The organism is Nonomuraea helvata, from assembly GCF_039535785.1.
GTDB lineage: Bacteria > Actinomycetota > Actinomycetes > Streptosporangiales > Streptosporangiaceae > Nonomuraea > Nonomuraea helvata.
Genome location: NZ_BAAAXV010000009.1, coordinates 2,052,937 through 2,078,680, shown reverse-complemented (window position 1 = coordinate 2,078,680; position 25,744 = coordinate 2,052,937). Strand labels below are relative to the sequence as shown.

24 protein-coding genes are annotated in these 25,744 nt (G+C 70.1%); 15 read left to right on the top strand and 9 right to left on the bottom strand.

Translation table 11 applies throughout. From position 1 onward, the window contains the following. Positions 1 to 5: 5 nt before the first annotated feature. Entirely contained in the window at positions 6 to 1,280 is a 1,275-nt protein-coding gene (locus tag ABD830_RS43075; RefSeq protein WP_345000373.1) for an ArgE/DapE family deacylase, read from the bottom strand. A 170-nt stretch (positions 1,281 to 1,450) separates the two neighbouring features. On the opposite strand from ABD830_RS43075, the gene ABD830_RS43070 reads away from it, so the two are divergent. Next, the gene (locus ABD830_RS43070; protein WP_345000371.1) at positions 1,451 to 1,888 is read left to right on the top strand and encodes an Lrp/AsnC family transcriptional regulator; all 438 of its coding nucleotides are present in this window, start codon (positions 1,451 to 1,453) and stop codon (positions 1,886 to 1,888) included. A gap of 211 nt (positions 1,889 to 2,099) precedes the next feature. Continuing rightward, positions 2,100 to 2,303 carry a hypothetical protein gene (locus ABD830_RS43065; protein ID WP_345000368.1) on the top strand — a complete coding sequence of 68 codons (204 nt, stop codon included), beginning with the start codon at positions 2,100 to 2,102 and terminating at the stop codon, positions 2,301 to 2,303. Between the two features lie 431 nt (positions 2,304 to 2,734). Here the strand turns inward: ABD830_RS43065 and ABD830_RS54495 are convergent, their stop codons facing one another. Then, a complete protein-coding gene (locus ABD830_RS54495; protein WP_378521128.1) occupies positions 2,735 to 2,968 on the bottom strand; it encodes a CocE/NonD family hydrolase C-terminal non-catalytic domain-containing protein in 234 nt (77 codons plus the stop codon). 410 nt (positions 2,969 to 3,378) lie between these two features. On the opposite strand from ABD830_RS54495, the gene ABD830_RS43060 reads away from it, so the two are divergent. The 7 genes from ABD830_RS43060 (at position 3,379) to ilvA (ending at position 10,503) form a co-directional block, all read left to right on the top strand. After that, the gene (locus ABD830_RS43060; RefSeq protein ID WP_345000366.1) at positions 3,379 to 4,056 is read left to right on the top strand and encodes a response regulator transcription factor; all 678 of its coding nucleotides are present in this window, start codon (positions 3,379 to 3,381) and stop codon (positions 4,054 to 4,056) included. After that, positions 4,053 to 5,459, top strand: a complete 1,407-nt coding sequence (locus ABD830_RS43055; RefSeq protein ID WP_345000364.1) for a sensor histidine kinase — start codon at positions 4,053 to 4,055, stop codon at positions 5,457 to 5,459. Before ABD830_RS43060 ends, ABD830_RS43055 begins: the two co-directional genes overlap by 4 nt. Positions 5,460 to 5,482: 23 nt before the next feature. Continuing rightward, positions 5,483 to 6,010: a hypothetical protein gene (locus tag ABD830_RS43050; protein ID WP_345000362.1), complete on the top strand. Its 528-nt coding sequence runs from the start codon at positions 5,483 to 5,485 to the stop codon at positions 6,008 to 6,010. After that, positions 6,007 to 7,098 carry a peptidoglycan-binding protein gene (locus ABD830_RS43045; RefSeq protein ID WP_345000360.1) on the top strand — a complete coding sequence of 364 codons (1,092 nt, stop codon included), beginning with the start codon at positions 6,007 to 6,009 and terminating at the stop codon, positions 7,096 to 7,098. The genes ABD830_RS43050 and ABD830_RS43045 overlap by 4 nt, the downstream gene beginning before the upstream one ends. Beyond that, positions 7,098 to 7,784: an ABC transporter ATP-binding protein gene (locus ABD830_RS43040; protein WP_345002241.1), complete on the top strand. Its 687-nt coding sequence runs from the start codon at positions 7,098 to 7,100 to the stop codon at positions 7,782 to 7,784. Before ABD830_RS43045 ends, ABD830_RS43040 begins: the two co-directional genes overlap by 1 nt. After that, positions 7,781 to 8,977 carry an ABC transporter permease gene (locus ABD830_RS43035; protein ID WP_378521122.1) on the top strand — a complete coding sequence of 399 codons (1,197 nt, stop codon included), beginning with the start codon at positions 7,781 to 7,783 and terminating at the stop codon, positions 8,975 to 8,977. Before ABD830_RS43040 ends, ABD830_RS43035 begins: the two co-directional genes overlap by 4 nt. A gap of 275 nt (positions 8,978 to 9,252) precedes the next feature. Continuing rightward, a complete protein-coding gene (gene ilvA / locus ABD830_RS43030; RefSeq protein ID WP_345000358.1) occupies positions 9,253 to 10,503 on the top strand; it encodes a threonine ammonia-lyase IlvA in 1,251 nt (416 codons plus the stop codon). Positions 10,504 to 10,572: 69 nt separating this feature from the next. Here ilvA and ABD830_RS43025 read toward each other — a convergent pair whose 3' ends face one another. Both ABD830_RS43025 and ABD830_RS43020 read right to left on the bottom strand, forming a co-directional pair. Next, complete coding sequence (locus ABD830_RS43025; RefSeq protein ID WP_345000356.1) at positions 10,573 to 11,811, bottom strand: hypothetical protein; 1,239 nt, start codon at positions 11,809 to 11,811, stop codon at positions 10,573 to 10,575. A gap of 144 nt (positions 11,812 to 11,955) precedes the next feature. Continuing rightward, on the bottom strand, positions 11,956 to 12,990 hold the full coding sequence (locus ABD830_RS43020; RefSeq protein ID WP_345000354.1) for a ketoacyl-ACP synthase III family protein: 1,035 nt from the start codon (positions 12,988 to 12,990) through the stop codon (positions 11,956 to 11,958). A gap of 203 nt (positions 12,991 to 13,193) precedes the next feature. Between ABD830_RS43020 and ABD830_RS43015 the strand changes: the two genes are divergently transcribed. After that, the gene (locus ABD830_RS43015; protein WP_345000352.1) at positions 13,194 to 14,408 is read left to right on the top strand and encodes a multidrug effflux MFS transporter; all 1,215 of its coding nucleotides are present in this window, start codon (positions 13,194 to 13,196) and stop codon (positions 14,406 to 14,408) included. Between the two features lie 11 nt (positions 14,409 to 14,419). Here ABD830_RS43015 and ABD830_RS43010 read toward each other — a convergent pair whose 3' ends face one another. The 3 genes from ABD830_RS43010 to ABD830_RS43000 all read right to left on the bottom strand — a co-directional run bounded on the left by ABD830_RS43010 (position 14,420) and on the right by ABD830_RS43000 (position 16,594). Further along, on the bottom strand, positions 14,420 to 15,388 hold the full coding sequence (locus tag ABD830_RS43010) for a TIGR04500 family putative peptide maturation system protein (protein WP_345000350.1): 969 nt from the start codon (positions 15,386 to 15,388) through the stop codon (positions 14,420 to 14,422). Further along, positions 15,385 to 16,362 carry an MvdC/MvdD family ATP grasp protein gene (locus ABD830_RS43005; protein ID WP_345000347.1) on the bottom strand — a complete coding sequence of 326 codons (978 nt, stop codon included), beginning with the start codon at positions 16,360 to 16,362 and terminating at the stop codon, positions 15,385 to 15,387. The genes ABD830_RS43010 and ABD830_RS43005 overlap by 4 nt, the downstream gene beginning before the upstream one ends. Positions 16,363 to 16,432: 70 nt before the next feature. Next, positions 16,433 to 16,594 carry a hypothetical protein gene (locus ABD830_RS43000; RefSeq protein WP_345000345.1) on the bottom strand — a complete coding sequence of 54 codons (162 nt, stop codon included), beginning with the start codon at positions 16,592 to 16,594 and terminating at the stop codon, positions 16,433 to 16,435. Between the two features lie 582 nt (positions 16,595 to 17,176). On the opposite strand from ABD830_RS43000, the gene ABD830_RS42995 reads away from it, so the two are divergent. From ABD830_RS42995 to ABD830_RS42975, 5 genes are all read left to right on the top strand, one after another. Beyond that, positions 17,177 to 19,021 carry an AfsR/SARP family transcriptional regulator gene (locus tag ABD830_RS42995; RefSeq protein WP_345000343.1) on the top strand — a complete coding sequence of 615 codons (1,845 nt, stop codon included), beginning with the start codon at positions 17,177 to 17,179 and terminating at the stop codon, positions 19,019 to 19,021. Between the two features lie 356 nt (positions 19,022 to 19,377). Continuing rightward, positions 19,378 to 20,712 carry an aspartate aminotransferase family protein gene (locus ABD830_RS42990; RefSeq protein WP_345000341.1) on the top strand — a complete coding sequence of 445 codons (1,335 nt, stop codon included), beginning with the start codon at positions 19,378 to 19,380 and terminating at the stop codon, positions 20,710 to 20,712. After that, complete coding sequence (locus tag ABD830_RS42985; RefSeq protein ID WP_345000339.1) at positions 20,694 to 21,734, top strand: NAD-dependent epimerase/dehydratase family protein; 1,041 nt, start codon at positions 20,694 to 20,696, stop codon at positions 21,732 to 21,734. Before ABD830_RS42990 ends, ABD830_RS42985 begins: the two co-directional genes overlap by 19 nt. Positions 21,735 to 21,750: 16 nt before the next feature. Continuing rightward, a complete protein-coding gene (locus ABD830_RS42980; protein WP_345000337.1) occupies positions 21,751 to 22,734 on the top strand; it encodes a UbiA prenyltransferase family protein in 984 nt (327 codons plus the stop codon). A gap of 21 nt (positions 22,735 to 22,755) precedes the next feature. Further along, positions 22,756 to 23,544, top strand: coding sequence for an AfsR/SARP family transcriptional regulator (locus tag ABD830_RS42975; RefSeq protein ID WP_345000335.1), 789 nt, complete (start codon positions 22,756 to 22,758; stop codon positions 23,542 to 23,544). Here the strand turns inward: ABD830_RS42975 and ABD830_RS42970 are convergent. Continuing rightward, complete coding sequence (locus tag ABD830_RS42970) at positions 23,525 to 24,703, bottom strand: endonuclease/exonuclease/phosphatase family protein (protein WP_345000333.1); 1,179 nt, start codon at positions 24,701 to 24,703, stop codon at positions 23,525 to 23,527. The genes ABD830_RS42975 and ABD830_RS42970 overlap by 20 nt on opposite strands. Next, positions 24,700 to 25,743, bottom strand: a complete 1,044-nt coding sequence (locus tag ABD830_RS42965; RefSeq protein ID WP_345000331.1) for a glycosyltransferase family 2 protein — start codon at positions 25,741 to 25,743, stop codon at positions 24,700 to 24,702. Before ABD830_RS42965 ends, ABD830_RS42970 begins: the two co-directional genes overlap by 4 nt. Between the last annotated feature and the right edge of the window lies 1 nt (position 25,744).

Here is a 25,744-nt window from a genome sequence, read left to right as displayed (position 1 = left end):
CGGTACTACTTGGCGCCGACCGTGCGCAATGTGGCGAGCACCAGTGCCCGGGTGACTGTGACAACTTCGCCCACGCGAACCTGTTCCTGTGGGCCGTGTGCGAGGCGTACGTCGCCGGGGCCGTACTGCAGCGTGGGCATGCCCGCCTCAGAATATAGTCGCAGGTCACTGCCGTAAGGGGCGCCTCGCTCCGACAGTCGTGGGCCGCTGGTGACGTCGGCGTGTGCGTCGCCGACCAGGGCTGCAAGCGGGTGCCCGGCCGGCAGCCGTCCGCTGGCGAACTGGCCGCCGGGCCACGTCACCCTGGCGGGGTGGGAGCGCAGCCACGGGTCGTCCGCGCAGGCTTCGGCCACACAAGCCTCCAGTTCGGTGCGTGCCTGGGCCGGATCCTCGTCCAGCCGGACACCCAGTCTTCCCTCGGCCATCAGCAGGTCGGGCACGCTACTGGCCCAATCGCCGGCATGGACGGTGCCGACGGACAGCGGGTAGGGGATGGGGTATTCGGACATGAGCGGGTCGGCGCCGACGTTGCGGCGGGCTTCCAGACGGGCGAGTGCGCGGTGGATGGGCAGGTAAGCGTCGATAGCGCTCACGCCCACGTACCGGGTGCTGCCGTGGGTGGCCCGGCCGGGTACTTCGATGCGAAAGGTCAGGGCGCCGGCGTTCGCGGTCATGAGCGCACCGCTGGTCGGTTCGGTGATGATGCAGGCGTCACCGGTGTAGCCGCGTTCGAGGGTGCCGAACGCTCCGAGCCCTCCGTCCTCTTCGCTGACGACGAAGTGTGCCGACACTTGGCCGCGCAGCCTTGCGCCCGCCTCCCGTATCGCAGCCAGGGCGGCGAGTATCGCCACTACGCCGGCCTTCATGTCGCACGCTCCTCGGGCGTGCACCACGTCACCGGTGGCCCGCGGGCGGAACGGGTCACCCTCCCATTGCGCCGGGTCCCCGGGAGGGACGACGTCGACATGCCCCTGGAGGACCAGGGTGGGCCCGTCACCCCGGTGCTGCGTGCTGCCTACCAGGCCCCACGCCTCCGTGCGCGGGGCCTCGCTGCCCGGAAAGCGGGGATGCGCGCGCAGCTCGCGCAGGTTCATGGACCACAGGTCGACATCAAGATCCATCAGCTCCAGCTGCCGGGCCAGGAGGTGCTGAAGCTCGGACTCCGCGGCACTTCCCGTCACGCTCGGAACAGCAAGAAGTTCCAGCAACATCCGGGCGATGGCCGCCTCATCCACTGCGGCCAGCGCGGAGGCTTCCACATCGCTCAGGTTTGCTGTCATCGGAACTCTGCTCCCGGCACGTGACATCAGGACAAGCCGGAGACTATGGTGCCAGTGGCAACGCAAACAATCGCCATTTGCTTCTATCTGCTACCGCTTTCTTGCAATGTTGGCAGGGGTATGGCTAATTGTTGCGCTTTGCCGCATCCCCTGACGTCTGGAGTGAGGCTATGGACGCCATCGACGAAGCGATCATCCGCTGCGTGTTGCGCAACGCCCGCGCCACGTACGCCCAGATCGGAAAGGCGGCCGGATTGTCGGCGCCCGCCGCCAAGCGGCGTCTCGACCGACTGGTGGCCACGGGCGCCATCCGCGGTTTCACCGCTGTCGTCGATCCACAGGCGTTGGCCTGGCACACCGAGGCGTTCCTCGAGGTCTACTGCACCGGCAATCCCACCCCCGCCGAACTGCGCCAAGCCCTGGAGGACATCCCCGAGGTCGTCGAAGCCTGGACCGTCTCCGGCGCCGCCGACGCAGTCGTCCACATGCTCGCCAGAGACATCCCGCACCTGGAACAGGCTGTCCAACGGGTGCGCGCCACCGCTCCTGTCGGCCGGACCGAGAGCGTCATCGTGCTCTCCCGGCTGTTGATTCGGCCTGGCATGTAATCGACAACCCGGGCTCACAGCGCGTGCTGGTGACTCGCGGCATCCGCCGGCCAGGCACTGCTCGGTATCGTCGCGGACGTCGCGCTTCCAGCCGCAGGACTCCCCGGATGGGGATGTCCTCCGAGCCTGCGTCGTCCGGACGTTGGAAGGACCCGAACGCTGTCCCGGATACCGTGACGAGCACAGTCTCCTCAAGGGGAGGAACGTTTCGATGCCGCCGAACGCCCGAAACGCAGGAGGGTTCGAGCGCCTAGACCTTCCCCTGGAGCGCAAGAACATCGAGAACACCCGCGCCAAACTCAAACGCCTGGTCAGCCTGGGCATTCTGGTAGAGACCGAGCTCGGACACAAACCGGTCGCCTGTGGGGTCCTGGTCACGCGTAGACGTGACCAGGACTTTCTGTTTGACGGGTGATAGATCAGCCCCAGCTGCCTCTGAGGTAGTACGTGCGCGCGGCAGAGAATTGCTCGGCCGCACGACGTCCGCGCCGGGATGGACCAGTGCCTCGTGACCGGCGGGGCCGAAACGCTCCCGCCAGGGGCCCGTGCAGCCATCTCCCGTATCCCGTGCACGTACACCGCCCTCGTCTCAGCTCTCCGTCCAGCGACCGTAGCAATGACATCGTCGCCCGGTCCGCCCCACCTTCGGGTTGCGCGACTGCTGGTGGCCGCCTGCGGTGCGATGCGGCAGGTCGGCAGCCGTGGACCGGGGGCGGCTGATGGCGTCCTGCCGGGCCTCCGACCAGCGCGCTCAAGATTCTGCGGGAAGATCACATGCGGTCCTGCGGGTTCGGGGACTACCGTCCCCGAACCCCTGAGATCCGCGCCCTGTCATGTTCGGAGGGACTATGGCCAGACGAGGGGCAGTGTCAGGTTGCTGCGGGCGGGGGCCACGGTGATGGAACCGGCGGCCGTGTCCGTGGTGATGTAGTCGCGGTCGTTGGCCGCCAGGACGAGGCCGATGCGGTGACCCTCAGGGAAGATGTAGTCGGTGGCGTGCAGGCGCCAGTCGACGGTGTACGCCTGGCCGGGTTTGATGGGGCTCGGCCGCGTGAGGGAGTGGCGGTTTCTGACATCGATGGAGCCGCGGTGACCACTGGCGATCTTTTCGAGGGATTGCCTGTGGCGGAGGCCGGGTCGGCCGGGGCCAGGTCAGCGGTCAGTGGCCGGGCGGAGGCGGGGGGTTGTGCGGGCGTAGGGCCGTAGTCGATCAGCAGGGCTGTGAGCGGGGTGCGCATTTCACCCAACAACGAGTTTTCATGGGGAGCCAAGCTAGGCCGATCAGCTCGATGCCGGCTGGGTGCCGAAGCAAAGAAGGCTGAGAAGCCGCTCAATGGCCTGGATCCTGAAAGCATCCACGGGGCCGGCGGGCCAGAGCCCCGGGCAACGCAATTGATCGCGATGCTCGGCAGCGCGCGACCGCGCGGGCCGGTGTTCGCGAAGTGAGCGCTTTGAGCCGACTTTGAAGTGGCTCGGGTAGACCTTGAGGCATGGATCGACCGGCCAGGGTGCTCGTTGTGGACGACGAGCCGAACATCCGCGCCCTGCTCTCGCAGACGTTACGACTGGTGTCGTTCGAGGTGCGGACCGTGGAGACGGGCGCGGAGGCGGTGACCGCCGCCAGGGAGTTCAAGCCCGACATCGTGGTGCTCGACGTGATGCTGGCGGACTTCGACGGGTTCGAGGTCGCCAAGCGGCTGGAGGAGCGCATTCCCGTGCTGTTCCTGACCGCGCGCGACCGGGTGGAGGACCGTGTGCAGGGGCTCACGCTGGGCGCCGACGACTACGTGGCCAAGCCGTTCAGCCTGGAGGAAGTGGTGCTGCGCATCCGCGCGATCCTGCGCCGCAGCCGCTCGGCGCCACGGGACGAGATCCTCCGCTACGCCGACCTGGAGCTGGACCCGCACGCCCACGAGGTACGCAGGGCCGGGGTGCCGGTCGACCTGTCGCCCACCGAGTTCAACCTGCTCGAATATCTCCTGATCAACGCGGGCCGGGTGGTGAGCAAGGCCCAGATCCTCGACAGCGTGTGGCGCTACGACTTCGACGGCGACTCCAGCATCGTCGAGTCGTACGTCTACTACCTGCGCAAGAAGATCGACAAGTGGGAGCCGCAGCTCATCCACACCGTGCGCGGCGTCGGCTACACGCTCAGGACCCCGCGGTGAGGCCCGCCACCTGGACCCTGCGGACCCGCCTGGTCATGGCCGTGCTCGGGCTGGCCACACTCGGGCTGGTGCTCTCCAACGTGGCGGGCATCGTGCTCCTCCGCGACAACCTGATGGACCGCGTGGACCAGCAGCTCCAGCAGATCACCAAGGTGGCCACCGCCAAGGGCGTTCAGATGATCCCCCGCAAGCCGATCGTGAACGACGTCTGGGACGTGCTCACGAAGCGGATCGCCGCCGTCCAGCAGGTCATGATCTACAACCCCGACGGCACGCTGCGGTTCAAGTCGTCAGGCGAGCGCGGCCAGCCCGACCCCGTCCTCGACGAGATCAGGACCGACGGCCCCTACACCGTGCCGGGCACCAGCGGGCCGTCGTGGCGGGTCCGCGCCGTGCCGGTGCCCAACGGCAGCACCTGGGTCTTCGCCCAGTCGCTCGCCGAGCTCGAGCAGACCCAGACCTCGGCCATCGCCATCGCCGCCGTGGTAAGCGGGTTCGTGCTGCTCCTGCTCGGCCTGGCCGCCGACGCCCTGGTACGCCTCGGCCTGCGCCCGCTGACCAGGATGGAGGCCACGGCCGGGCACATAGCGCGCGGAGACTTCGCCCGACGCGTGCCCGCCCACGACCCGCACACCGAGCCCGGCCGCCTGGCCGGCGCCATGAACGTCATGCTCGATCGGCTCCAGGCCGAGATCGCCGCCAGGACCGACTCCGAGGCCCGCATGCGGCGCTTCCTCGCCGACGCCTCCCATGAGCTGCGCACTCCGCTCACCTCCGTGCGCGGCTTCGCCGAGCTGCACCGCAGGGGCGGCGACGCCGGTGAGGCGATGCGCAGGATCGAGGACGAGGCCGCCAGGATGGGCGTGCTGGTCAACGACCTGCTGACGCTGGCCCAGCTCGACGAGGAGCGCCCGCTCGAGCGGCGGCCCGTGGACCTGCTGGAGGTGGCCGCCGACACGATCCGCGACGCCCGCGTACGCGTGCCGGACCGGCAGGTCAGGCTCGCCGGGCTGGACGGCTTGCTCGCGCCCGTGACGATCATGGGCGACGACGCCCGCCTGCGCCAGGTGGCCGCCAACCTTGTCGGCAACGCCCTCGGCCACACGCCTTCCGACGCGTCCGTCACCGTCAGGGTCGGCAGATCGGGCGAGCTGGCCGTGCTGGAGGTGTCGGACACCGGGCCCGGCGTGCCGGCCGAGCACGTGCCGCACCTGTTCGACCGCCTCTACCGCGTCGGCCAGGGCAGATCCAGGACCGACGGCGGCGCCGGGCTCGGCCTGGCCATCGTCTCCGCGATCGTCCGCGCCCACGGCGGCCACGTCGAGGTGGACACCGGGCCCGGCGAGGGCGCGACCTTCCGCGTCCTCCTACCTGACTCTGAGACGGCTCCCAGCCCGCATTGAGGCGCGCTCGGCACATTCGGAGCATGACGAGGACACTTATCGCGACGGCCCTGCTGGCCGTTCTGGCGGCCGGTTGCGGCAGCCAGCAGAAAGGCACCGGGGTCGCCTCCGTGGCCGCGGGCGCTTCCACGCGGCCCTCCGCCGGCGCCAGTGCGACCGCGACGGCCGATCCGCAGGAGCAGGGTAGGAAGTTCGCGCAGTGCATGCGCGACCACGGGATCCCCATGGACGACCCTGACCCGGCGAAGAAGGGCGGCGGCCTCACCGCCATCGGCGAGAACGCCGACAAGAAGAAGGTCAAGGACGCCGCGCGGGCCTGCAAGGCCTACGCACCGTTCATGGACCGCAAGAACACCAAGCCGGAGGACGTCGAGCAGCTGCGCGAGTTCGCCAAGTGCATGCGCGACAATGGCGTCGACATGCCCGACCCGAACCCCGACGGCACTCTCGCCAGCGGCACCGTGCGCAACTTCAAGCGCGACGACCCGAAGTTCCAGAAGGCGTTCGAGATCTGCGGCAAGAACTTCCCGTGGCTGGGAGGGAGCAAGTGACGCAGGTCAAAGAGCCGTCCCTCGCCGCGCGTGCCTTACCGCCACGCCGGCGCCGCCCGCTGCGGACGCTGGCGTGGACGGGAGGAGCCGCGCTGCTCGCCGCCGCCGTCGCGGCCGCCGCCCTGGGTTTCGGCGGCAACGGCACCGGTACGGCCGCCGCCGTCCGCACGCCCCCCGCCACCGCCAAGGTGACCCGTACGACCCTCACCGAGACCGAGACCGTGGACGGCACCCTCGGCTATGGCGACACCCTGGCCGTCAGCGGCAAGTCCCAGGGCACGATCACCTGGCTGCCCGACGAGGGCGCCACCATCACGCGGGGCCACGGTGTCTACAGCGTGGACGCCGACCGCCGCCCCCTCCTGTACGGGACCATGCCCCTCTACCGCACCCTGCAGGACGGCGTCGAGGGCAAGGACGTCGAGCTGCTCGAACGCAACCTGAAAGCGCTCGGCTACACCGGCTTCGACGTGGACGACACGTTCACCTGGGCCACCAGGGAGGCGGTCGAGGACTGGCAGGACGACCTGGGCCTCGACGTCACCGGCGAGGTGCGGCCCGGAGACGTCGTGATCGCCGACGGCCCCATCCGCGTCGGCGAGCTGAAGAAGACGCTCGGCGACACGGCGAGCGGCCCCGTGCTGACCGCCACGGGCACCGCCCGCGAGGTGCTGGTAAACCTCGACGTGGCCGACGAGCACCTGGTCAGGAAGGGCATGAAGGCCACCGTCGAGCTGCCCGACGGCACCGAGGTGAACGGCAGGATCACCAGTGTGGGCAAGGTCGCCACCGAGACCGGCACCGGCAACGACACCACCACCACGGTCGAGGTCAAGATCTCCGTGAGTGGGCTGAAGAAGTCGTACGACTCCGCGCCCGTGGACGTCACGATCGTCTCCGACCAGCGCAAGGGCGTCCTGGCCGTGCCCGTCGGCGCGCTGCTCGCGCTGGCCGAGGGCGGCTACGGCGTGCAGGTCGTCGAGGGTTCCGCCACCCACTACGTCGCGGTCGAGACCGGCATGTTCGCCGACGGCCAGGTCGAGGTCACCGGCGTGCAAGAGGGCATGACCGTGGCGGTGCCCAAGTGATCGCCGAACTGCACGACGTCAGCAAGCACTACGGCGACGTCGCCGCACTCCGCGGGGTCTCCATGACCATCGACCACGGCGAGCTCGTCAGCATCGTCGGCCCCTCGGGCTCGGGCAAGTCGACCATGCTCAACATGATCGGCACTCTCGACCGGCCCTCGGGCGGTCTGGTCCGCATCGCGGGGCACGACGTGGGCTCGCTCACCGACAAGCAGCTGTCCGCGCTGCGCGCGAATGTCATCGGCTTCGTCTTCCAGCAGTTCCACCTGGCCGCCGGGGTCTCCGCGCTGGACAACGTGGCCGACGGCCTCCTGTACGCGGGCCCGTCCCTGCGGGAGCGGCGGCTGCGCGCGTACGACGCCCTGGAACGCGTCGGGCTGGGGCACCGGCTCGGCCACCGCCCGCACGAGCTGTCCGGCGGCGAGCGGCAGCGCGTGGCGATCGCCCGCGCCGTCGTCGGCGACCCGAAACTGCTGCTGGCCGACGAGCCGACCGGCAACCTCGACTCCCGCTCCGGAGCCGGCGTGATGGAGCTGCTGCGCGAGCTGAACGCGGGCGGCACCACCGTGGTCGTCATCACCCATGACCGCGACATCGCGGCCTCGCTGCCCAGGCAGATCGAGATGCTCGACGGCTGTGTCGTGCCGGAGACGCGCAGCGGGCTCGTGGACGGGGTACGGCGGTGACCGCCCTGGTAGCGGCCCGCATGCGGCCGCGCGACGTGATCAGGGTCGGCGGGGCGGGCCTGCGGGCCAGGCCGCTGCGGGTGTTCCTGTCGGCGCTCGGCATCGCCATCGGCATCGCGGCCATGCTCGGCGTCGTCGGCATCTCCGCCTCCAGCCAGGAGGACCTCAACCGGCAGCTCGAAGCGCTCGGCACGAACCTGCTCACCGTCTCGCCCGGCCAGTCCCTGTTCGGCGAGGCGTCGCACCTGCCCGCGGAGGCCGAAGGCATGATCGGCCAGATCGAGCCTGTCACCGCGGTCACCGCCACCGGCACGGCCCCGGCCAAGGTGTACCGCAACGACCACATCCCCGCGGCCCAGACCAGCAGCCTCTCCGTCACCGCCGCCCGGCTCGACCTGCTCCAGGACGTCGGCGCCACCGTCGCGAGCGGCGCCTGGCTGAACGAGGCCACCCATCGCTACCCGACGACCGTGCTCGGCGCCAAGGCGGCCGACCGGCTCGGCGTCGTCCAGGCCGGCCCGGACCAGCGCGTGTGGCTGGGCGGGCGGTGGTTCACCGTCGTGGGCGTGCTCGCACCCGCGCCACTCGCCCCCGAACTGGACACGGCCGCCCTGGTCGGCTGGCCGGTCGCCGAGGAGCGGCTCGGCTTCGACGGCTACCCGACCACGATCTACACCAGGGCACAGGAGGCGTCCGTCGTCGCCGTGCGCGACGTGCTCGCCGCGACCGCGAACCCCGAGAAGCCCAACGAGGTCGAGGTCTCCAGACCGTCGGACGTGCTGGCCGCCAAGCAGGCCACCGACGCCACGCTGAACGCGCTCCTGCTCGGCCTCGGCGGCGTCGCGCTGCTGGTGGGCGGCGTGGGCGTGGCCAACACGATGGTCATCTCGGTGCTCGAGCGGCGAGCGGAGATCGGCCTGCGCCGCTCGCTGGGGGCCACGCGCGGCCAGGTCAGGGTGCAGTTCCTGGCCGAGTCGCTGCTGCTGTCGGCCATCGGCGGCGTGGGCGGCGTGCTGCTCGGCATCGGCGTCACGGCGGCCTACGCGGGCTTGCAGGGCTGGCCCGCGACCGTGCCGCTCTGGGCGATGCTCGGCGGCGTCTTCGCCACGCTGATCATCGGCGGCGTCGCGGGCTTCTATCCGGCCGTACGCGCCGCGCGGATGTCACCGACGGAGGCGCTCGCTACTCCGTGACGACGATGACCCGGACGAGGTGCCCGTGCGACTTGAAGATCACCGGAGGGTCGTCGGGCAGCATTCGGCAGCGGCAGGCCGGGCGGCGATCCAGGCGCCGCCCGGCTGAGAGGCGGGCGCTGCGGGAATAGCATGGCTTGGTGGGGTCGTTGAGACCGGTGTGCTCGACCGGCGGCGAGCACCGTTCCCGGCGATCGTCTGTTCGGCTGCGACCGTGCGCCACTACGACACGCCCCGCCACCATCCCTTGATCCACCGCTGTGCCAGGAGTGTGCATGACCGACCGCCTCACCGCCAGGCTGATCAGCCAGGCGGCCGAACGGCTGCGGCCGGTGATACGCCACACCGCACTCGAGCCGAACCAGCGGCTGTCCGACCTACTTGGCGGTCAAGTGCTGCTCAAACGCGAGGACGCGCAGGTCTGCCGCTCCTACAAGGTACGCGGGGCGTTCAACCTGATCGCCTCGCTCACGGATGAGGAACGGCGGCGCGGCGTGGTCTGCGCGAGCGCGGGCAACCACGGGCAGGGCGTCGCGTTCGCCTGCGCCCGTCTGGGGATCAGTGGGCGGGTGTACGTCCCGTCCACCACGCCACGGCAGAAGCGCGAGCGCATCGCGGCGCTCGGCGGCGACCGGGTGGAGGTCGTGGTCGGCGGCGGCTCCTACGACGAGGCGAGCAGCGCCGCGCACGCCGACAGCGAACGCACCGGTGCCGTCTACGTGCATCCGTTCGACGACGTCAGGACGATGGCCGGGCAAGGGACGGTCGGCCTGGAGATCCTGGCGCAGTGCGGGGAGGCGCCGCACACCGTGGTCGTCCCGGTCGGTGGAGGCGGCCTGATCAGCGGGATCGCCGTCTGGCTGCGCGAGCACTCACCTGCCACCCGCATCGTGGGCGCCGAACCCGCAGGAGCGGCCAGCATGCGCGCGGCCCTCGATCACGGCGGGCCTCTCGCCCTGCCCGAGTTGGACACCTTCGTGGACGGCGCCGCCGTCGGAAGAGTGGGAGACGCCACGTTCCCCCTGGTCAAGGATCTGGTCGACGAGGTCATCGCGGTCGATGAGGGTGCTGTGTGCACCGAGATGCTGGATCTCTACCAGACCGACGGCATCATCGCAGAACCCGCCGGAGCTCTCGCGGGTGCCGCGGCCCGCGAGCTCTTGCCGTACGCCTCCGGCGGGCCGGTGGTGTGCGTGGTGTCGGGCGGCAACAACGACGTCAGCCGGTACAACGAGGTGCTGGAGCGCTCGCTTGTGCACATCGGGCTGCGGCACTACTTCCTGGTGACCTTCCCGCAGCGCCCGGGTGCCCTGCGGCACTTCCTGGACGAGGTTCTGGGAGAGGGCGAGGACATCATCGCCTTCGAGTACGTCAAGAAGAACAACCGCGAAACGGGCCCGGCGCTGGTCGGCATCGAGCTCGAGCGGGCCGGCGACCTCGACAGTCTCCTGTTCCGGATGAAGGCCGGCCCGCTCACGGTGGAGCGCATCCCCCCGGGCTCGCCACTGTTCACGTTCATTCTCTGAGGCCTCGCCGCTTCCCGGCCCGGAGTGGCTCACGCAGAGCGGCGAGGCGGGCGTCACGCGGGGAAGGGCTCAGCCCGTGTAGTCGGTGGTGTGGGTCTCACCGGTCGGCCACAGGTATCTGCCGTGGTCGGCCGTCGTGTAGTGCTTGTTGTCGTCGCCCGTACGGGCCTGGATGAGGTTGCCGCGCCAGGTGGAGCCACGCGCCGAACCGCCCCAGATGTTGCCGTACAGGAAGCCGTAAAGCTGCTCGAGTTCGGCCGAGAAGACGTTGCCGGTGACGGTGATGTTGGTGGCGTTGTTGACGTCGCCGATGTGCAAGGCGTAACCCCAGCCGGAGACGTAGTTGTCCGTGACCGAGATGTGGTCGTACACGCCGCTGCCCTGCAGGGCCAGGCCGTTGGTGTTGCCCAGGGAGGCCAGGGTGTTGTGGTGGACGATCATGGGGCCGCCGTTGCCTTCGCTCTGCGGGCCTATGCCGTCGTGGTGGTATTCGTCGTGCGACGTATCGGCCATGTCGTGGATGTAGTTGTTCGTCCAAGTCGACGGGCGGTCCGGGAAACCCGTCACCATGATCATGCCGGCGTTGCCCCAGATGTCGTTGTGGTCCATGACGGCCACGGCTTCCTTCATCGTCGTGGCGAGCTGCCAGGAATCTTCGAAGGGCGTGCCAGGCTTGGTGTGGGACGACGAGACGGTGCCGTCGTTGCCGGGCGGCATCGCGTACGAGCTCGGCTTGAACGTCGAGTAGAGGAACTTGATGTTGTTGTCCGAGTAGATCTGGACGAGGTTGTCGTTGGGGTCGGTGCCCTCGAACAGGCAGCCGACGAACGTGAGGTTGTCGCCGTAGATCAGCACCTTCAGGCCGAGGAAGCGCTTGTAGGAGATGACGCTGTTGTCCGGGAACTCGAGCCTCAGCGGTTTGTCGGCGCTCATGCCCGCCGCGTAGTCGGTGAGCTTGCCCGGGTACGCGCCCAGCCCCAGACCTCCGGCGTTGGCCGGCGTGTTGGCGTAGCCGGTGTTCGAGAAGTCCGGCCAGTAGCCGGAGCCGTCGTTGGGCCGGGCGTCGATGGCGCTCACCGCCTCCTCCGCACCGCGCGTACGCAAGTCGCCGCCGGCGACGCTCGTGGAAAGGGCGGCGGCGAGGGCGACGAGGGCGACGGCGGCGGAGAAGGAGCTCCGGACGAACGCGCGGATGAGGGGTAAGCGCCGGCGATTCCCGAGGTCTTGTGAGGTCTTGATGTCGTGCTCCGATCGGGTCGGTACGAGTGCCGCCCGTGCCGTCCAACGGCATAGGCGATATTTCGGCATCACGTAGTGTGCCGGGGAGCACCGGTGTTTCGGGCGATTTTTTATGACCACATGGCGCAGCCGAAAAGTGTCTCCGCGTGGTCACACACCCTCTGACTGGGTGAAAAGTTTGAAAATTGGACGAATCCGAGAGTTCAATCCCTCTCAGAGGCCGTACTCCTCGGGAATGTCGAGGATCCGCAGGACGGCGCAGGCCAAGGTCTTGCCGGCGCCCACCCCGATGAGCAGCACGTAGTCGCCGGGAGCCAGCGCCCCGGTGGCCAGCAGGTGGTCGAGAGCGACGAACTGGTCGCTGACCCCGAGGTGGCCGATGCCGGCGCCGTAGTCCCAGGTGGTGTCGGCCAGGGTCAGCCCTAGCCAGCTCACCCGCTCCTCCACGTTGTCCCAGCGCCCGTGCGGGAACGCCACGCGCGCCACCTCGTCGAGCGTGATCCCCGCCTCCTGGAGCGTGCGGTCGACCTGCTTCATCAGCGTCGACTGGATCGACAGCATGACGCCGGCACCGTCGCGGGCCAGCAGCCGCTTGCGGAACTCACGGTGACGGGAGGTGAAGTCGAGCGGCCGGCCGATGGTCGCGTCCGGCGGCCACATCGGCACGCCGCCGTCGTTGACCGCCTCGGCTTCCGGCAGCACGGTCACGTTGACCGACCGCAGCTCCGCGAAGCCCGTGCCCGTGGTGACCAGCAGCGCGCACCCGGCGTCGCCCACCACGTACCCCTCCATCATGCGCCACCGGTCGACCAGCGGGCTGCCGTGGTTGTCGGCGCCGACCAGCAGCGCGGCGCCGCCCCGCCGCAGGTAGCCGGCGGTGAGCTGCAGCGCGCTGAACAGCCCGCAGCAGCCGTGCCGCAGCTCGACCGCCAGGACGTCGCCGCCGACCAGGTGCTGCTGCAGGTAGAGCTGCGGCTGCCAGCCCTCCGGCCCCTGGTGCCAGACGTCGGTGTACAGCATGAGGTCCAGGTCGCGCGGTGACATCCCGCCGGAGCGCTCGAACGCGTGCCGGGCCGCACGGAGCGCGAGCTCCGGAGCCGGCACGTCGCCGGCCACCGCCGCACCGCGCAGGCGGAAGTACTCCACCTCGTCGGCCGGATAGCGGCCCTCGGCGACGGCTGTCTCGATGGTGACCACCGGTGGCAGATGCACGCCGATACTACGCAGGTACACGCCGGGTGTACGCAATCCGTCCTCCTTCAGCGCGGCATGCTGCGGCGCGGGGCGGGGTGGAACGAATAACCCTCTGCTGGGGAAAAGCGAGCCCTGAACGTTGACAAATATGTCCGGGGGGCGATCAGCGCCGATGTTAATCCAAGGGATTATCTATGACTAGTGGTGTCATTCTTCGCACGAACCATGCATAATCTTCACCGCTGAGGATCACACCCATGTCCCAGAACCAGGCTCCGGCCACCGGTCAGAAGCGCACCGGCCGGCTCATCCTCGTGCTCGCGGCCCTCACCGCAGTCGCTCCGCTGGCCATCGACATGTACGTGCCCGGCTTCCCCGGCCTGGCCAGATCCTTCGGCACCGCGGCCTCCTCGGTCCAGCTGTCGCTGACGGCCTTTCTCGTCGGGCTCGCCGCGGGGCAGCTCCTCCTGGGCCCGGTCAGCGACGCCGTGGGCCGCCGCCGCGTCCTGCTGGCCGGCGCCGTGCTGTTCACGGTGCTGTCGCTGGCCTGTGCCGCCTCCCCCAGCATCGAGATCTTCGACGCGGCGCGGCTGTTACAGGGGATCGCCGGGGCGGCGGGCATGGTGGTCGCCCGGGCCGTGCTGACCGACCACTTCCACGGCACCCCCGAGGCGGGTCGCCGCTTCGCGACCCTGTCCGCGATCGTGTTCATGGCCCCGGTGGCCGCGCCGGTGCTCGGCGGGGCCATCCTCGGCGTCGGCTCCTGGCGCCTCGTCTTCGCCGCGCTGGCGGGCTACGGCGTCCTGCTGATCGCGGGCCTCCTCGCCTGGGTGCCGGAGAGCCTGCCTGCCGCCCGCAGACGATCGGGTGGCGTGACCGGCGTGGTCAAGGCCATCGCGATGCTTGCCAGGCAGCGCGCCCTCGTCGGGTACGTGCTCGCCGCGTCCTGCACCGGGGCCGCGCTCTTCACCTACATCGCCGGCTCGACGTTCGTCTTCCAGAACGTCTACGGCCTCTCGGCCACGCGGTACAGCCTCGTCTTCGCCGTCAACGCCCTCGGCATGCTGGCCTCCAGCGTCCTCTTCGGCCGCCTGTCCGCCCGCGTCCGTGCGGAGACACTGTTCGTGGCCGGGCTGGCCGTGGCCGGCTCCGGTACGACGGCCCTGGTCGCGTCGCTGGTCACGACCGGCGGTTCCGTCGCCGCCACCTGGGCCTGCCTGTTCGTCACCGTGGCCGGCCTCGGCACGGCGCTGCCCGCCACCACGACCATCGTCCAGTCACTCGGCCACGACGCTCCCGGAGCGGCCTCCGGCATGCTCGGCGGCAGCCAGTTCATCCTCGGCGCGGCCGCCTCACCCCTGTCGGGTCTGCTCGGCGACGGCACGGTCTCCATGGCCGTCATCATGCTGGCCGCCTTCGGCCTCGCCGCGCTCTCCCTCGTCCTGGCGCGAGGGGCTGAACGGCATCCCTGAACCTCCACGGATCAAAGCCAATGCCAGGTGATCTGCGCTCGCGTGGCGGCGTCGGCCAGCCACTGGTCGAAGGCGGCCTGTCCCGCGGCCTCCAGTGTTTCCGCGTCCGCCGTGGCCTCCTGCCGTTCGGTGATCAAGCCCGTCAGAAAGCGACCGTCGTGGGAAACCGGTCCGACACCGCCTCCGACCGGCGTCTCGCGCAGGGGAGCGGGCAGACCGCCGGACCAGGTCCTGGCCCGGGTCAGCTGCAGGTCCCAGCGGTCCCCAAGTGAGCCGTGCAGGTCGGCGACGTCGACCGGCTCCTCCGAAAGCACCCAGACCGCCCATACCCGTGCGAACTGGTCACGATGACGGTCCAGATGCCCGGGACCGAGCTCCGCGCGCATCCGGGCCCGGAACTTGTGATCCCTCGCGCTCGCGGTCATGTGGTCATGGAACGCCTCGGCGCTCAGCCCCATCCGGTCCAGCCACTCCTTCATCGCGTCCCGGCTGGTCAGGCCGCGCCGCTTGCGAAAGCTGTCGGCGACCGCCTGGATCTCGTCCAGGCTGACCTGCTCCTTGGCGGCGGCGTTGCGCAGGAGGCAGAACCGCACCAGCTCGTCCTGCGGCGACAGTCCGGCGCGGGTGAGCGAGCGGAGCATGAGCATCGCCTCGGAGACCGAGACAGGTGTCCCGTCCACGGTCAGCAGCCGGCTGGCGGCCCAGTGTGTCGCGTGGTCGACAAGCCAGGACGCCCCGTCGTCGGCCTGGACGCCGAGCATGATGGTGCCGCCCGACGGGTCGTCGATCAGCAGGTCGTAATCGACCAGGGGTGATCCGGGGCGCGGGCTGGCCACGAGTTGGGCGGCGAACGAAGGGTGGGCCGTGGCCCAGGCGTCGGCGGTGCGGTGTGCCTCCGCCACCGCGGAGCGCCGCCGGGTCAGCCCGCGGAGCAGGTTCACGCCGCTTTCCAGGGCGGGGCCGAGGGAGGACTGAGTCATCGCGCGTCCGTTTCTTTGGCCGTGAGCCAGTCAGCGATGGCGGTGCTGATGGGCAGGCCGGTCAGATCTTCGATCCAGCCCCATTGACCGTTGGGGTTGATCTCCAGAAACACGTACTCCCCGTCGGGAGTCAGGATGAGGTCGATCGCCCCGAACGACACGCCGAGCGCCGCGACGAGATCCACGCACCGGCGAGCCACGTCATCGGGCAGGTGGTGCACGCTGTGCCGGGCGCGGTCGAAGTCGTAGTGACGCCAGTCCTCCCGCGTACGAGGCGAGTCCTGGGAGGCGATCTCGGCGGCGAAGACCTGGCGCCCGACCACCGTGACCCGCAGCTCCACCGCCTTGTCGACGTACGGCTGCAGGATGGTGGGCTCATGGGTGATCCGGCTCCGGCCCACGAGATCCCTCCGGTTCACCACGGTGGTGTACACGGTGTGCGCCTCGCCGTCGATCTGGAACGCGGTGTGCTCTATCGGTTTCGCGATCAGCCGCCCGCCCGCCCGCTCATAGGCAGGCACGAGCTCGGACGGATCGTTGGTGATCGTGGTCGGTGGTACGGCGAAGCCCAGTTGCCGGGCCAGGGCCAGGTGGGCCAGCTTGTTGTGCGCCCGGCGCAGCACCGGCTCCCTGCCGGGCAGCCATCGCGCGTCCAGCAGGTCCCAGAAGCCTTCGAGAAACCACTCCGAGAGCTCCCCGGCGCGATCCCGCAGATCGGCCGCCGTGACCTGCTCCGCGGCGCGCGGGGCACCGGGGCGTCGGTACCACACGGCCGTCGTCGCGGAGAGGTCGACGACATCCCCGCCTCTGGCGAGGGCGAGCCGGGCGCCGTCCGCGTCGAACCGGGCGGTCAGCCGGGCGTCGGCCGGATACTCGCCGGGATCCCACCACAGAACGTCCACTCCCCGGGCTTTCAGCTTGGGCAGGACCATGTGAACCGTGGCGTCGCCGGGTTCACTCAGAATGAGCAGCAACTCTCCCCCTCAGCCGCGTGGGAGGGAAGCGCGTCCCTCCCACGCGGCTCCATGAACGAGCCCTTAGGACTTAGTAGTCCGAGACCCAGCCGTCGGACGGCTGGCCGTTCTCGCCGGCCGTGTGGTAGCAGCGCTCCATCCGCTGGCCACCGGTGACGAGGCCGAGGTCGATCTCGTCGATCGCCGGCAGCTCTTCGCTCAGGTCGTCCAGACGAACGATCTTCTTGTCCACTGTTCGTTCCCTCCCTTTCGATGAGGCGCGAGCCCCCGTGGCGACGTGCACAGACGTCGTCGGCTCGCGGCTGAAGCTCACCACCGGCCATTTGGAAATCACTTGTAGGCGACTGGTACGGCTGCTCCGGCGCCGCACGGTAGCGGGACGGTGACGCGGAACGATGGAGCAGGCGCATTCTCCGGTGCGAGTCCAACAGTCATTGCGGTGATGACAGGACCGAGCAAGACGCCTTACCGGACGAGAATGGGCCGTGACGCCGAGAAGTCTGACCGTTCGAGGTCCGCGGGGTGAATCACGCCCCAACTGACGGGATACGGACCTGCTCGCGCCGCCATTGATTCCTTGACTTAAGATCGTTTCATGCCGCCCATATCGATGCGGAAAGCCGGAATTTCCGGTGCCCGGCGCCATCTCCCACTGAGTGGCGGGAGCTGGCATTTGAGACGCGCGTAATCTTCTTATTCCTTTGAAGTGAGTACCGCCTGAAGGTCGCTTCCGCCGATCATTGGCGGCAATCTAGATCCATGTGCATTTGTACGGTTCCTGTTTGGTGAACGCCGGGCACTACAGGGGTGTCGCATGCATTTCAAGATCCTCGGGCCGATCGAGGTCCGTACCTCTCATGGGAAGCCGATCGCGCTCGGACGACGAAAACAGCGGGTGCTGCTGGCCGCCCTGCTGCTCAACACGGGCAAGGCGATCCCGAGCCAACGGATGCTCGACTGGCTGTGGGGCGAACGGGCGCCCGCCACCGCGGAGTCGAACCTCTACACCTACATCTCCGCACTGCGTAAGGTGCTCGGCGTCCCGTCCCGCATCGAGGCGGGCTCCAACGGGTACGTGCTGCGTGTCGCGCCCGGCGAGATCGACGTCACGTTGTTCGAGGACCTCGCCGCGCAGGGCCAGCAGGCGCTGTCCGAGGGACGCCACGACGTCGCGCTCGAACGGCTGACCCGGGCCCTCGGCCTGTGGCGCGCCGAGTCCGTCCTGGAAGGGCTGCCCCTGCCGGCGCCGCTGCGCGGCGAGGCGGCGCGGCTGGAGCGGCTGAAGGCGACCGTCGTGAACGCCTCGCTGGAGGCGCGGCTGGCGCTCGGCCAGCACCGCGAGATGCTCGCCGACCTGGAGGCGCTGACCCGCAGGGACCCGCTGAACGAGCGGCTCCTCGCGCAGCTCATGCTGGCTCTGTACCGCTCCGGCCACCGGGCCGACGCGCTGGCCGTCTATCAGGGCGCGCGGACGACGCTGGCCGCCGAGCTCGGCATCGACCCCGGCCCGGACCTGAACCGCATGCACCAGCGGATCCTCGCCGACGACTCCACTCTGGCGCCACCACGGGCGCGCGCCGTCCGGAGGGCCTTCGCCCCGGCCGAGCTGCCCATGGACTCCTCCACCTTCACCGGCCGGGCCGCCGAGATCGCGCGCCTGCAAGCGGCGCTGACCTCAGCGGGCCCGCGCGCGACCGCCATCTCGGCGATCACGGGGGCGGCGGGGGTCGGCAAGTCCGCGCTGGCCGTGCACGTCGCCCACCAGGTCGCGCACCGGTTCCCGGACGGGCGGCTCTACGTGGACCTGCACGGGTCCACACCCGACGTCGCGCCGCTCGAACCGGCCGATGTCCTGGCCCGCCTGCTGCGCTCCCTCGGCGACGACACGGCCGGGCGGCTCGACGTGGACGAGGCGGCGGCACGGTTCCGCTCGCTGACCAACGGCAGGCACCTGCTGCTCCTGCTCGACAACGCCCGCGACGCCGCGCAGGTGCGCCCCCTCCTGCCCGCGAGTCCCACCTGCCGCGTGCTGGTCACCACGCGGAGGATGCTCACCTCGCTGGACGCCGTGTCGCACTTCCGCCTCGGCGTCATGGCCGAGGAGGAGACCTCCGCGCTGCTCGACCGGCTGATCGGGGACGAGCGTGCCGCCGCCGACCGGCTGGCGGCACGGGCGATCGTACGGTTGTGCGGTGGCCTGCCGCTCGCGATCAGGATCGCCGGCGCCCGGCTGATCGCCCGGCCGGGACTGTCGCTGCGCGCCCTGGCCGACCGTCTGGCGGTCGAGGACCGCCGCCTGTCCGAGCTCCAGGCCGACGACCAGGCCGTACGGGCGTGCTTCATGATGAGCTACCGGAGCCTGGACGCCGAGTCCTCCCGGATGTTCCGGCTGCTCAGCCTGCACGGCGACGCCGCCATCAGCGTCGCGGCGGCCGCGGCCCTGGGCGACCGTCCCGAGTCGCGCACCGCCGACCTGCTGGACCGCCTGACCGACGCCCAGCTCCTGGAGGCAGGCGACCATGACAGGTACCGCATGCACGACCTGCTCCGTCTGTTCGCCCGCGAGCGGGCCCGGGAGGAGGGCACCGAGGAGGACCAGGCGCAGGCCGTACGGCGGACGATTCCCGGCGCGGCCGGCTGCGCGACCGCGAGCGGCTGAAACCGGCGAGCCACCCGCCAAACACGGGAAATCATCCGCATTTACCGTGAGATCTTACTGGTAATCCTTCGCGTGCCGCGTTCCGACCGCTTTTTTCTTCTCCTCCGTCGCACGTCCCACCGTCGACCTACACAGCTTTGTATGGTGCGAGGTATAGCCACATTCGACAATATCGACGACATGTGTCTCCTTTCTCACCATCCGGGAGAAGGCCCCCACCCGCGCAATTCATACGAACACGTAAGGGATGGGCGGACGTGTCTGAGCTGATCGGCATCGACGAGTGTGAAAGTTTCACTGTGAAACAGGTCCAAGACCTGTACAGAAGGTATGTCAGCCGCAGTCAGGTCAATCTCATGACCTCTTTCGGTTTCGGCCGCGAACTCGTCGAGTACGCCGAGGGCGCCTGGATCCGGACGCGCGACGGCCGCAAGGTCCTCGACGTCACCGGCGGGGTCGGCGTGCTCAACCACGGCCACAACCACCCCCGCATCCTGGAGGCTCGGCGCCGCTTCGCCGAGCGGCGGCGCATGGAGGTGCACAAGGCCTTCTTCTCGCCGTACGTGGCCGCCCTCAGCCACAACATCGCCGAGCTGCTGCCGGGCGACCTGAACATCTCCTACTTCCCGAATTCGGGGGCGGAGGCGAACGAGGGCGCCGTCAAGATGGCGTACAAGTACCATGAGGGCCGCCGCAACACCATCCTGCGCTCCGACATCAGCTTCCACGGCAAGACCCTGGGCGCGGGGAGCCTGACCGGGTCGACCGAGAACTCCTTCCGCTTCCCCGGCCTTCCCGGCATCGTCGTGTACCCCTACGCCGACGTCGCGGCCGTTCGCCAGGCCGTCGAGAACGCGCGCACCCCCGACGGGAAGTGCGACGTCTACGCGATCATGGCGGAGCCGTTCAGCGCGTCGAGCATGCGCTGCTGGTCGGAGGCCGACCTGTACGAGCTGCGCCGGCTCTGCGACGCCAACGACATCATGCTGATCTTCGACGAGGTCTACACGGGATGGGGCAAGACGGGCAGCCTCTTCTACTTCATGCGCTACCCCGACCTGCTGCCCGACCTCCTCGTGTACTCCAAGTCACTCGGCGGCGGCAAGGCGTCGATCGCCGGCTACACGGCCCGCGAGCCCGTCTTCCGCAAGGCGTACGACCGGCTCTCCGACGTCATCCTGCACAGCACCACCTATTACGGGTTCGGCGAGGAGACCGTCACCGCCATCGAGGCCGTCAACATCGTCGTCGAGGACGACTACCCCGCGCGGGCGCGGCAGATCGAGCGCATCCTGCGGCCCGGCCTGGAGAACATCCAGAAGCGCTACCCCGACGTGGTCGGACGGGTGAGCGGGGTGGGCGCGTTGTGGGGCGTGTTCCTCGTCGGCGGCCCCAAGGTGCTCGACCTGGCCGCCAAGCTCGCGCCCGGCTTCTCCGGCGACACGCAGTTCCGCACCAAGCTGATCACGCTCTCGGTCATCGCCGAGCTCTACCGCGAACACGGGATCGTCTCCTACTACAGCCCGAACGCCGACAACCCGCTCGTCGTCGCGCCGACCCTCGCCATCGAGCCCGAGGACGTCGAGTACTTCCTGGACAGCCTCGACAAGACGCTGGCCAAGGGCCTGCCGCGGCTGCTCGGCCGGTTCGTACGAGAGAAGGTGGGGTCGCGATGGACCACCGGATCGTAGTCACCGGCAGCGCCGGGATGCTCGGCGGCAACCTGGCCCGCCGGCTCGTGCTCGACGGCCACGACGTGCTCGGGGTGGACCTGCGCCCGCAGGCCGACCCGCTGCTGGCGGCGCGGCACCGGGTCGGCGACGTGCGCGACCTGACGCTGATGACCGAGGCCATGACCGGGGCGGCCGCGGTCGTCCACTGCGCCGGCGCGCTGCCGAGCTACCCCGCGGAGCAGATCCACGACCTGATCGTCGGGGGCACCCGCACCGTCCTGGAGGCCGGGCGCCTGGCCGGCGTGGAGCGGGTGGTCCACATCTCCTCCACCGCCGTGTACGGCCTGCCGAAGCTCGTGCCCACGCCGGAGGACCATCCGCGCGAGCCGGTCGACCCCTACACCAGGGCCAAGGCCAGGGCGGAGGAGCTGGCCGAGGAGTACCGGGCCGGCGGCATGTGCGTGCCCATCCTGCGTCCCAAGACCTTCCTCGGACCGGGCCGCATGGGGCTGTTCGCGATGCTCTTCGAGTGGGCCGAGGAGGGCCGCAACTTCCCGGTGCTCGGGCGCGGGGACAAGCGCATCCAGATGTTCGCGATCGAGGACCTGGTGGACGCCGTGGTCGGCGTACTCGACGCGCCGGCGGACGTCGCGAACGACACCTACAACCTGGCGGCCGCCGAGTTCGGCACGCTGCGCGAGGACTTCCAGGCGGTGCTCGACGCGGCCGGCCATGGCAAGCGGGTCGTCTCGCTGCCCGCCGGCCCGGCCCTGACCGGGCTCCGGCTGCTGGAGCGCACCCGGCTGTCCCCGGTGTACGGGCGGCTGGCGCGCAAGCTGCTCGACGACTCCTACGTCAGCATCGACAAGGCCCGCGACCGGCTCGGCTTCCGTCCGCGGCTGTCCAACAAGGACGCGATCCTGCGCACGTACGCATGGTGGCGGGAGAACCGCGCGGCCGGCTCACCGCGCGGCGCCGGCCAGACGAGCCGCGACGCGTGGCGGCAGGGTGCGCTGTCGCTGGCGAAGGTCTTCTTCTGAGCTATCGGGGTAAAGCATGCACCTCGCCGAATCGGCAGACGTCCCAGAAAGCCCGCAGCGTCCGGAAACGGCGCCGGACCTGGCCGTGGAGACCCGGACGCGCCTGATCGCGGACCTCGCCGGCCTGATCCGCCCGTCCCACACGGCCAAGGCGATCCTTCTCGTGCCCGTGGCACTCATCGGCGCCCCCTCCTACAGCCTGACCGAGGTGGTGGGCATCATCTCGGCCACGGTGGCGTTCATGGTCGCCTCCGCCGCCGTCTACATCGGCAACGACATCGTGGACCGGCACCGCGACCGCCACCATCCCGTCAAGCGCAACCGCCCCATCGCGGCCGGCCGGGTGGGAGTGGTGACCGCGAGCGTCTGCTGCGCGGTCCTGCTGGCGGTGCTCGCGGCCATCGTCGCCCGGGGGCCGGCGTCGTACTGGCCGGTACTGGTGTACCTCGCGCTCAACGTCGCCTACAGCCGCTTCCTCAAGCACATCCCGCTGGTCGACGTGGGCACGGTGGCGGCCGGCTTCGTCCTGCGCGTCGTGCAGGGATATGAGGTGACCGGAGGCCAGGTGCCCGCCTGGCTGCTGATCACGGTGTTCTCGATGTCCCTGCTGCTGCTCCTCGGCAAGCGTCGCAGGGAACTGCTGGAGACCGGGGCCGTCCACCGGCCCGCGCTCCGCGGCTACTCGATGGAGCTGACGAACTGGCTGCTGCAGATCGCCTCCGTGCTCGCCCTGGTCGCGGGCCTGATGTACCTGCGTGACGAAGGGCCGTTCGGCCCTCAGCACGGGCAGACGGCGATGATGCTGTCCACTCCGTTCGCGCTCTTCGCCCTCTTCCGGTACCTGCAGATCCAGCTGGTGGAGAACGAGGGCGACGACCCGGTCCGCATCCTGCTGCGCGACCGCGTCATGGTCGCGAACTCCATGTTGTGGGCCGCCACCCTGGGTGTGACGCTCGTGCTCGTCCACCACCCGTCCCTGGCGGCCGCTGTCACGTTGTGAGAACGATACGGAAGGAAGGCGATGGACGTCCGCTTACTGGGACCGGTCGAGGTGACCTTCGGTGACCGCTACGTACCCCTGGGACCACCCCAGCGACGCGCGGTGCTGGCCGCCCTGGCGATCGACGCCGACCGCCCCGTGTCACTACGCACGCTGCTCGAGCGTGTCTGGGACGATCCGCCGGACCGGGCGACCGACTCGCTGTACGCCCACATCGCCCGCCTGCGGCAGGCGCTGACCGTGACCGGGGTCTCCATAGAGCGCCGTGGCGGCGGTTACGTGCTCGAGGTCGAACCCGAGCGGGTGGACGCCTACCGGTTACGCCGGCTGGCCAAGCAGGCGCAGAGCCGCGCCTGCGACGACCCCGCCCGTACCCGGCTGCTGTCCGAGGCGATGGAGCTGTGGCACGGCGCGCCGCTCACCGGCATCCCGGGAGACTGGGCCGCCCGCATGCGGTACAGCATCGAGCAGCAGTTCGTCGGCGCCGTCGTCACCTGGGCCCAGGCGCAGATGCGCCTGGGCCGCCCCGACATGGTGGTCACCGAGCTCACCCCGCTGGTGCCGCGTCACCCGCTCGCGGAGCCGCTGGCGAGCGTGCTGATGCGCGGCCTGTGCGCACTCGGACGCACGGCGGAGGCGGTGGCCCTCTACGCCCACCTGCGTGGGTACCTCGCCGACCACCTCGGCATCGAGCCGGGTCCTGAGTTGCGTGCGCTGCATCTCAGGATCCTGGACGGCAACAGGGAGCCGCTGAGGCGGGCCGGCGCGCGTGAGCTGCTGTACGCCCAGGTCACCGGCTCAGCGAGATGACCAGTCGCTGCCCGCTGTGGTCCGACAGGCCGTCAGAGCGGACCAGCCGGTAATCGTGGACGGTTATCTCCGGGGTCGTGAACGCCCAGTCGATCCGCCACCAGGGCCACCGGTCGTCCCAGGTGGCCGGGTAGAGCGACCCGAGCGCCGGAGTGGCGTCGGCCATCCGCTCCGGCAACAGGCGCAGGATGCCCATCGCCGGCGAGGCGTTGAAGTCACCGGCCAGGACGGCCGGCAGCGGGTTCGCCTGGATGTCGGCCGCGAGCGCGCGGAGGTTGGCCTTGCGCGCCTCGTGCTCCGTCCGGGTGAGGCGGCGCGGGTCGAGGCCGGTCGAGGACGGGTCGACGGGCGAGTTGATGTGGGCGTTGTAGAACGACAACGTCCTGCTCCCGACGCGCAGGTCCGTGCGGAGCGTCTTCACGGTGTAGAAGCCGGGCCAGTCGGAGCCGGGCGGCACGGGCGTGTCCGAGCCGTCCTCCGCCCACGGGCGCAGGTCGAGGCCGCGCTCCAGAACGATGGGAAAGCGCGACAGCGTCACCATCTCGCTAGCCGTGGCGATGTGGTAGCCGGGGAACTCCCGGCGCAGTCTGTCGAGGTCGTTCACGCGGATCGGGCGGGAGCCGGGGCTGAAGTAGACGTACTCCTGCAGCAGGAGCACGTCGGCGTCCTGGGCCCGTAGGTAGCGGTAGAAGTCGGCGGCGTCCCGCGGCGGTGTGCCGGTGGGCGGGGGCATCGGCTCCCCGCCCTCCGCCCGCTGGTCCCAGTACCAGGTGTTCCAGGAGAACACCCTGATCGCGTCCGGCGGGGCCGGGGCGGCGTGGTGCCACAGCGAGGCGAGGTTGATCCCGCTCACGCCTCCGCCCAGCGTCAATGACGCCAGCGCCACCACGACGGCCGTCCCGCGCCTGCGGCGAGCCGCCAGAGCCGCCGCGAGCAGCAGGACGGGAACGGCCGCGAACGCCAGCGGCGGGACGAGCTCGGGGAGCTGCCACCACCACACCCGGCCGGACAGGGCTCGGTGCAGCCCCACGAACACCAGCCAGGCGACGGCTGCCCACATCACCAACGGGATCCTCCGGCGCGCCCCGGAATCGCCGGGACGCGCCGTCGTGTGTGGCGGCCGCTCCGGGCCGAAGATCGCCCGCAGGGGAGCCGTCACGTGGCGGCCTCCCCGGCGGCCGAGGGGCGCATGGTCAGGTCGGCGTCGTAGAGCCGGCGGAACCTCGCCGAGACCAGCCACCGCGCGACCCCGGCCGCCACCCCGGCCGCGATGGTGACGTTCACCAGGAAGTGCACGGCGCCGAAATAGAGCAGGAACAGCGGGCCGCGCCTGCGCAGCACGAAGCGGTACATGCCGAGGTCGGCCAGCAGCGACACGGCCAGGGCGAGGGCCGGCAGCGCGGCGCCGACCGGGCCGAGGAGCACCGCCACCGGGAGCGCGGCCACCGCCGCCAGCGCGGCAAGGCTGCCGCCGGCCCGGTTGGAGGTCTCGAACCCGCGGGCGAAACGCCGCCGCCGCGCGTACAGCGGCACCCGGGCGCCGCCGCGCCGGTACAGCTTGCGCAGCAGCTTGAAGAGCTTGTCGTCGTGGTCGTGCCGCGAGCGCACCGCGGTCGTGAGCACCATCCCGTACCGCTGGGTGAGGCGGTGGCCGTAGTCGACCTCCTCGGTCTCGCGCAGCCGCGTGTTGAACGGCCCGATGTCGTCGAACACGCGGCGCGGCATCGCCATCATCGCCGGGAACAGGAACGAGATGGGCCCCTCGGAGCTGGCCGTCCAGTAGTGGTACTGCAGTGCGCGGTACTCCTCGACGAGGCTGTCGCGGATCAGCGGCTCGGGGTCGTGGATGCTGCACACCGCTCCGAGCCCCGGATCGGCGGCGAGCATGGCCACCGCCACCTCCACGGCGTCGGGGTAGGGGGCCACGTCGGAGTCCACGAACACCAGGATCTCACCACGCGCGTGCGCGGCCCCGAGATTCCGCGCACCGGCCACCCCCATGTTCTGCTCGGTGCGGACGACCCGCACGCCGAGCCGCCGCGCTACCTCGACCGAGTCGTCGGTGCTGCCGTCGTCCACGACGATCAGTTCGATCGGCCGGTAGGTCTGCGCCTGCATCGCGCGCAGGCACAGGTCCAGTGAGGCGGCGTAGTTGTAGTTGGGGACGATCGCCGACACCAGGGGCAGGTGCTCGGTCATC

Coding starts and splice junctions, on each gene's coding strand:
- ABD830_RS43075 (WP_345000373.1), bottom strand. CDS start 1,280: ATGACAGCAAACCTGAGCGATGTGGAAGCCTCCGCGCTGGCCGCAGTG.
- ABD830_RS43070 (WP_345000371.1), top strand. CDS start 1,451: ATGGACGCCATCGACGAAGCGATCATCCGCTGCGTGTTGCGCAACGCC.
- ABD830_RS43065 (WP_345000368.1), top strand. CDS start 2,100: ATGCCGCCGAACGCCCGAAACGCAGGAGGGTTCGAGCGCCTAGACCTT.
- ABD830_RS43060 (WP_345000366.1), top strand. CDS start 3,379: ATGGATCGACCGGCCAGGGTGCTCGTTGTGGACGACGAGCCGAACATC.
- ABD830_RS43050 (WP_345000362.1), top strand. CDS start 5,483: ATGACGAGGACACTTATCGCGACGGCCCTGCTGGCCGTTCTGGCGGCC.
- ilvA (WP_345000358.1), top strand. CDS start 9,253: ATGACCGACCGCCTCACCGCCAGGCTGATCAGCCAGGCGGCCGAACGG.
- ABD830_RS43025 (WP_345000356.1), bottom strand. CDS start 11,811: ATGCCGAAATATCGCCTATGCCGTTGGACGGCACGGGCGGCACTCGTA.
- ABD830_RS43015 (WP_345000352.1), top strand. CDS start 13,194: ATGTCCCAGAACCAGGCTCCGGCCACCGGTCAGAAGCGCACCGGCCGG.
- ABD830_RS43010 (WP_345000350.1), bottom strand. CDS start 15,388: ATGACTCAGTCCTCCCTCGGCCCCGCCCTGGAAAGCGGCGTGAACCTG.
- ABD830_RS42995 (WP_345000343.1), top strand. CDS start 17,177: ATGCATTTCAAGATCCTCGGGCCGATCGAGGTCCGTACCTCTCATGGG.
- ABD830_RS42990 (WP_345000341.1), top strand. CDS start 19,378: ATGACCTCTTTCGGTTTCGGCCGCGAACTCGTCGAGTACGCCGAGGGC.
- ABD830_RS42985 (WP_345000339.1), top strand. CDS start 20,694: ATGGACCACCGGATCGTAGTCACCGGCAGCGCCGGGATGCTCGGCGGC.
- ABD830_RS42980 (WP_345000337.1), top strand. CDS start 21,751: ATGCACCTCGCCGAATCGGCAGACGTCCCAGAAAGCCCGCAGCGTCCG.
- ABD830_RS42975 (WP_345000335.1), top strand. CDS start 22,756: ATGGACGTCCGCTTACTGGGACCGGTCGAGGTGACCTTCGGTGACCGC.
- ABD830_RS42965 (WP_345000331.1), bottom strand. CDS start 25,743: ATGACCGAGCACCTGCCCCTGGTGTCGGCGATCGTCCCCAACTACAAC.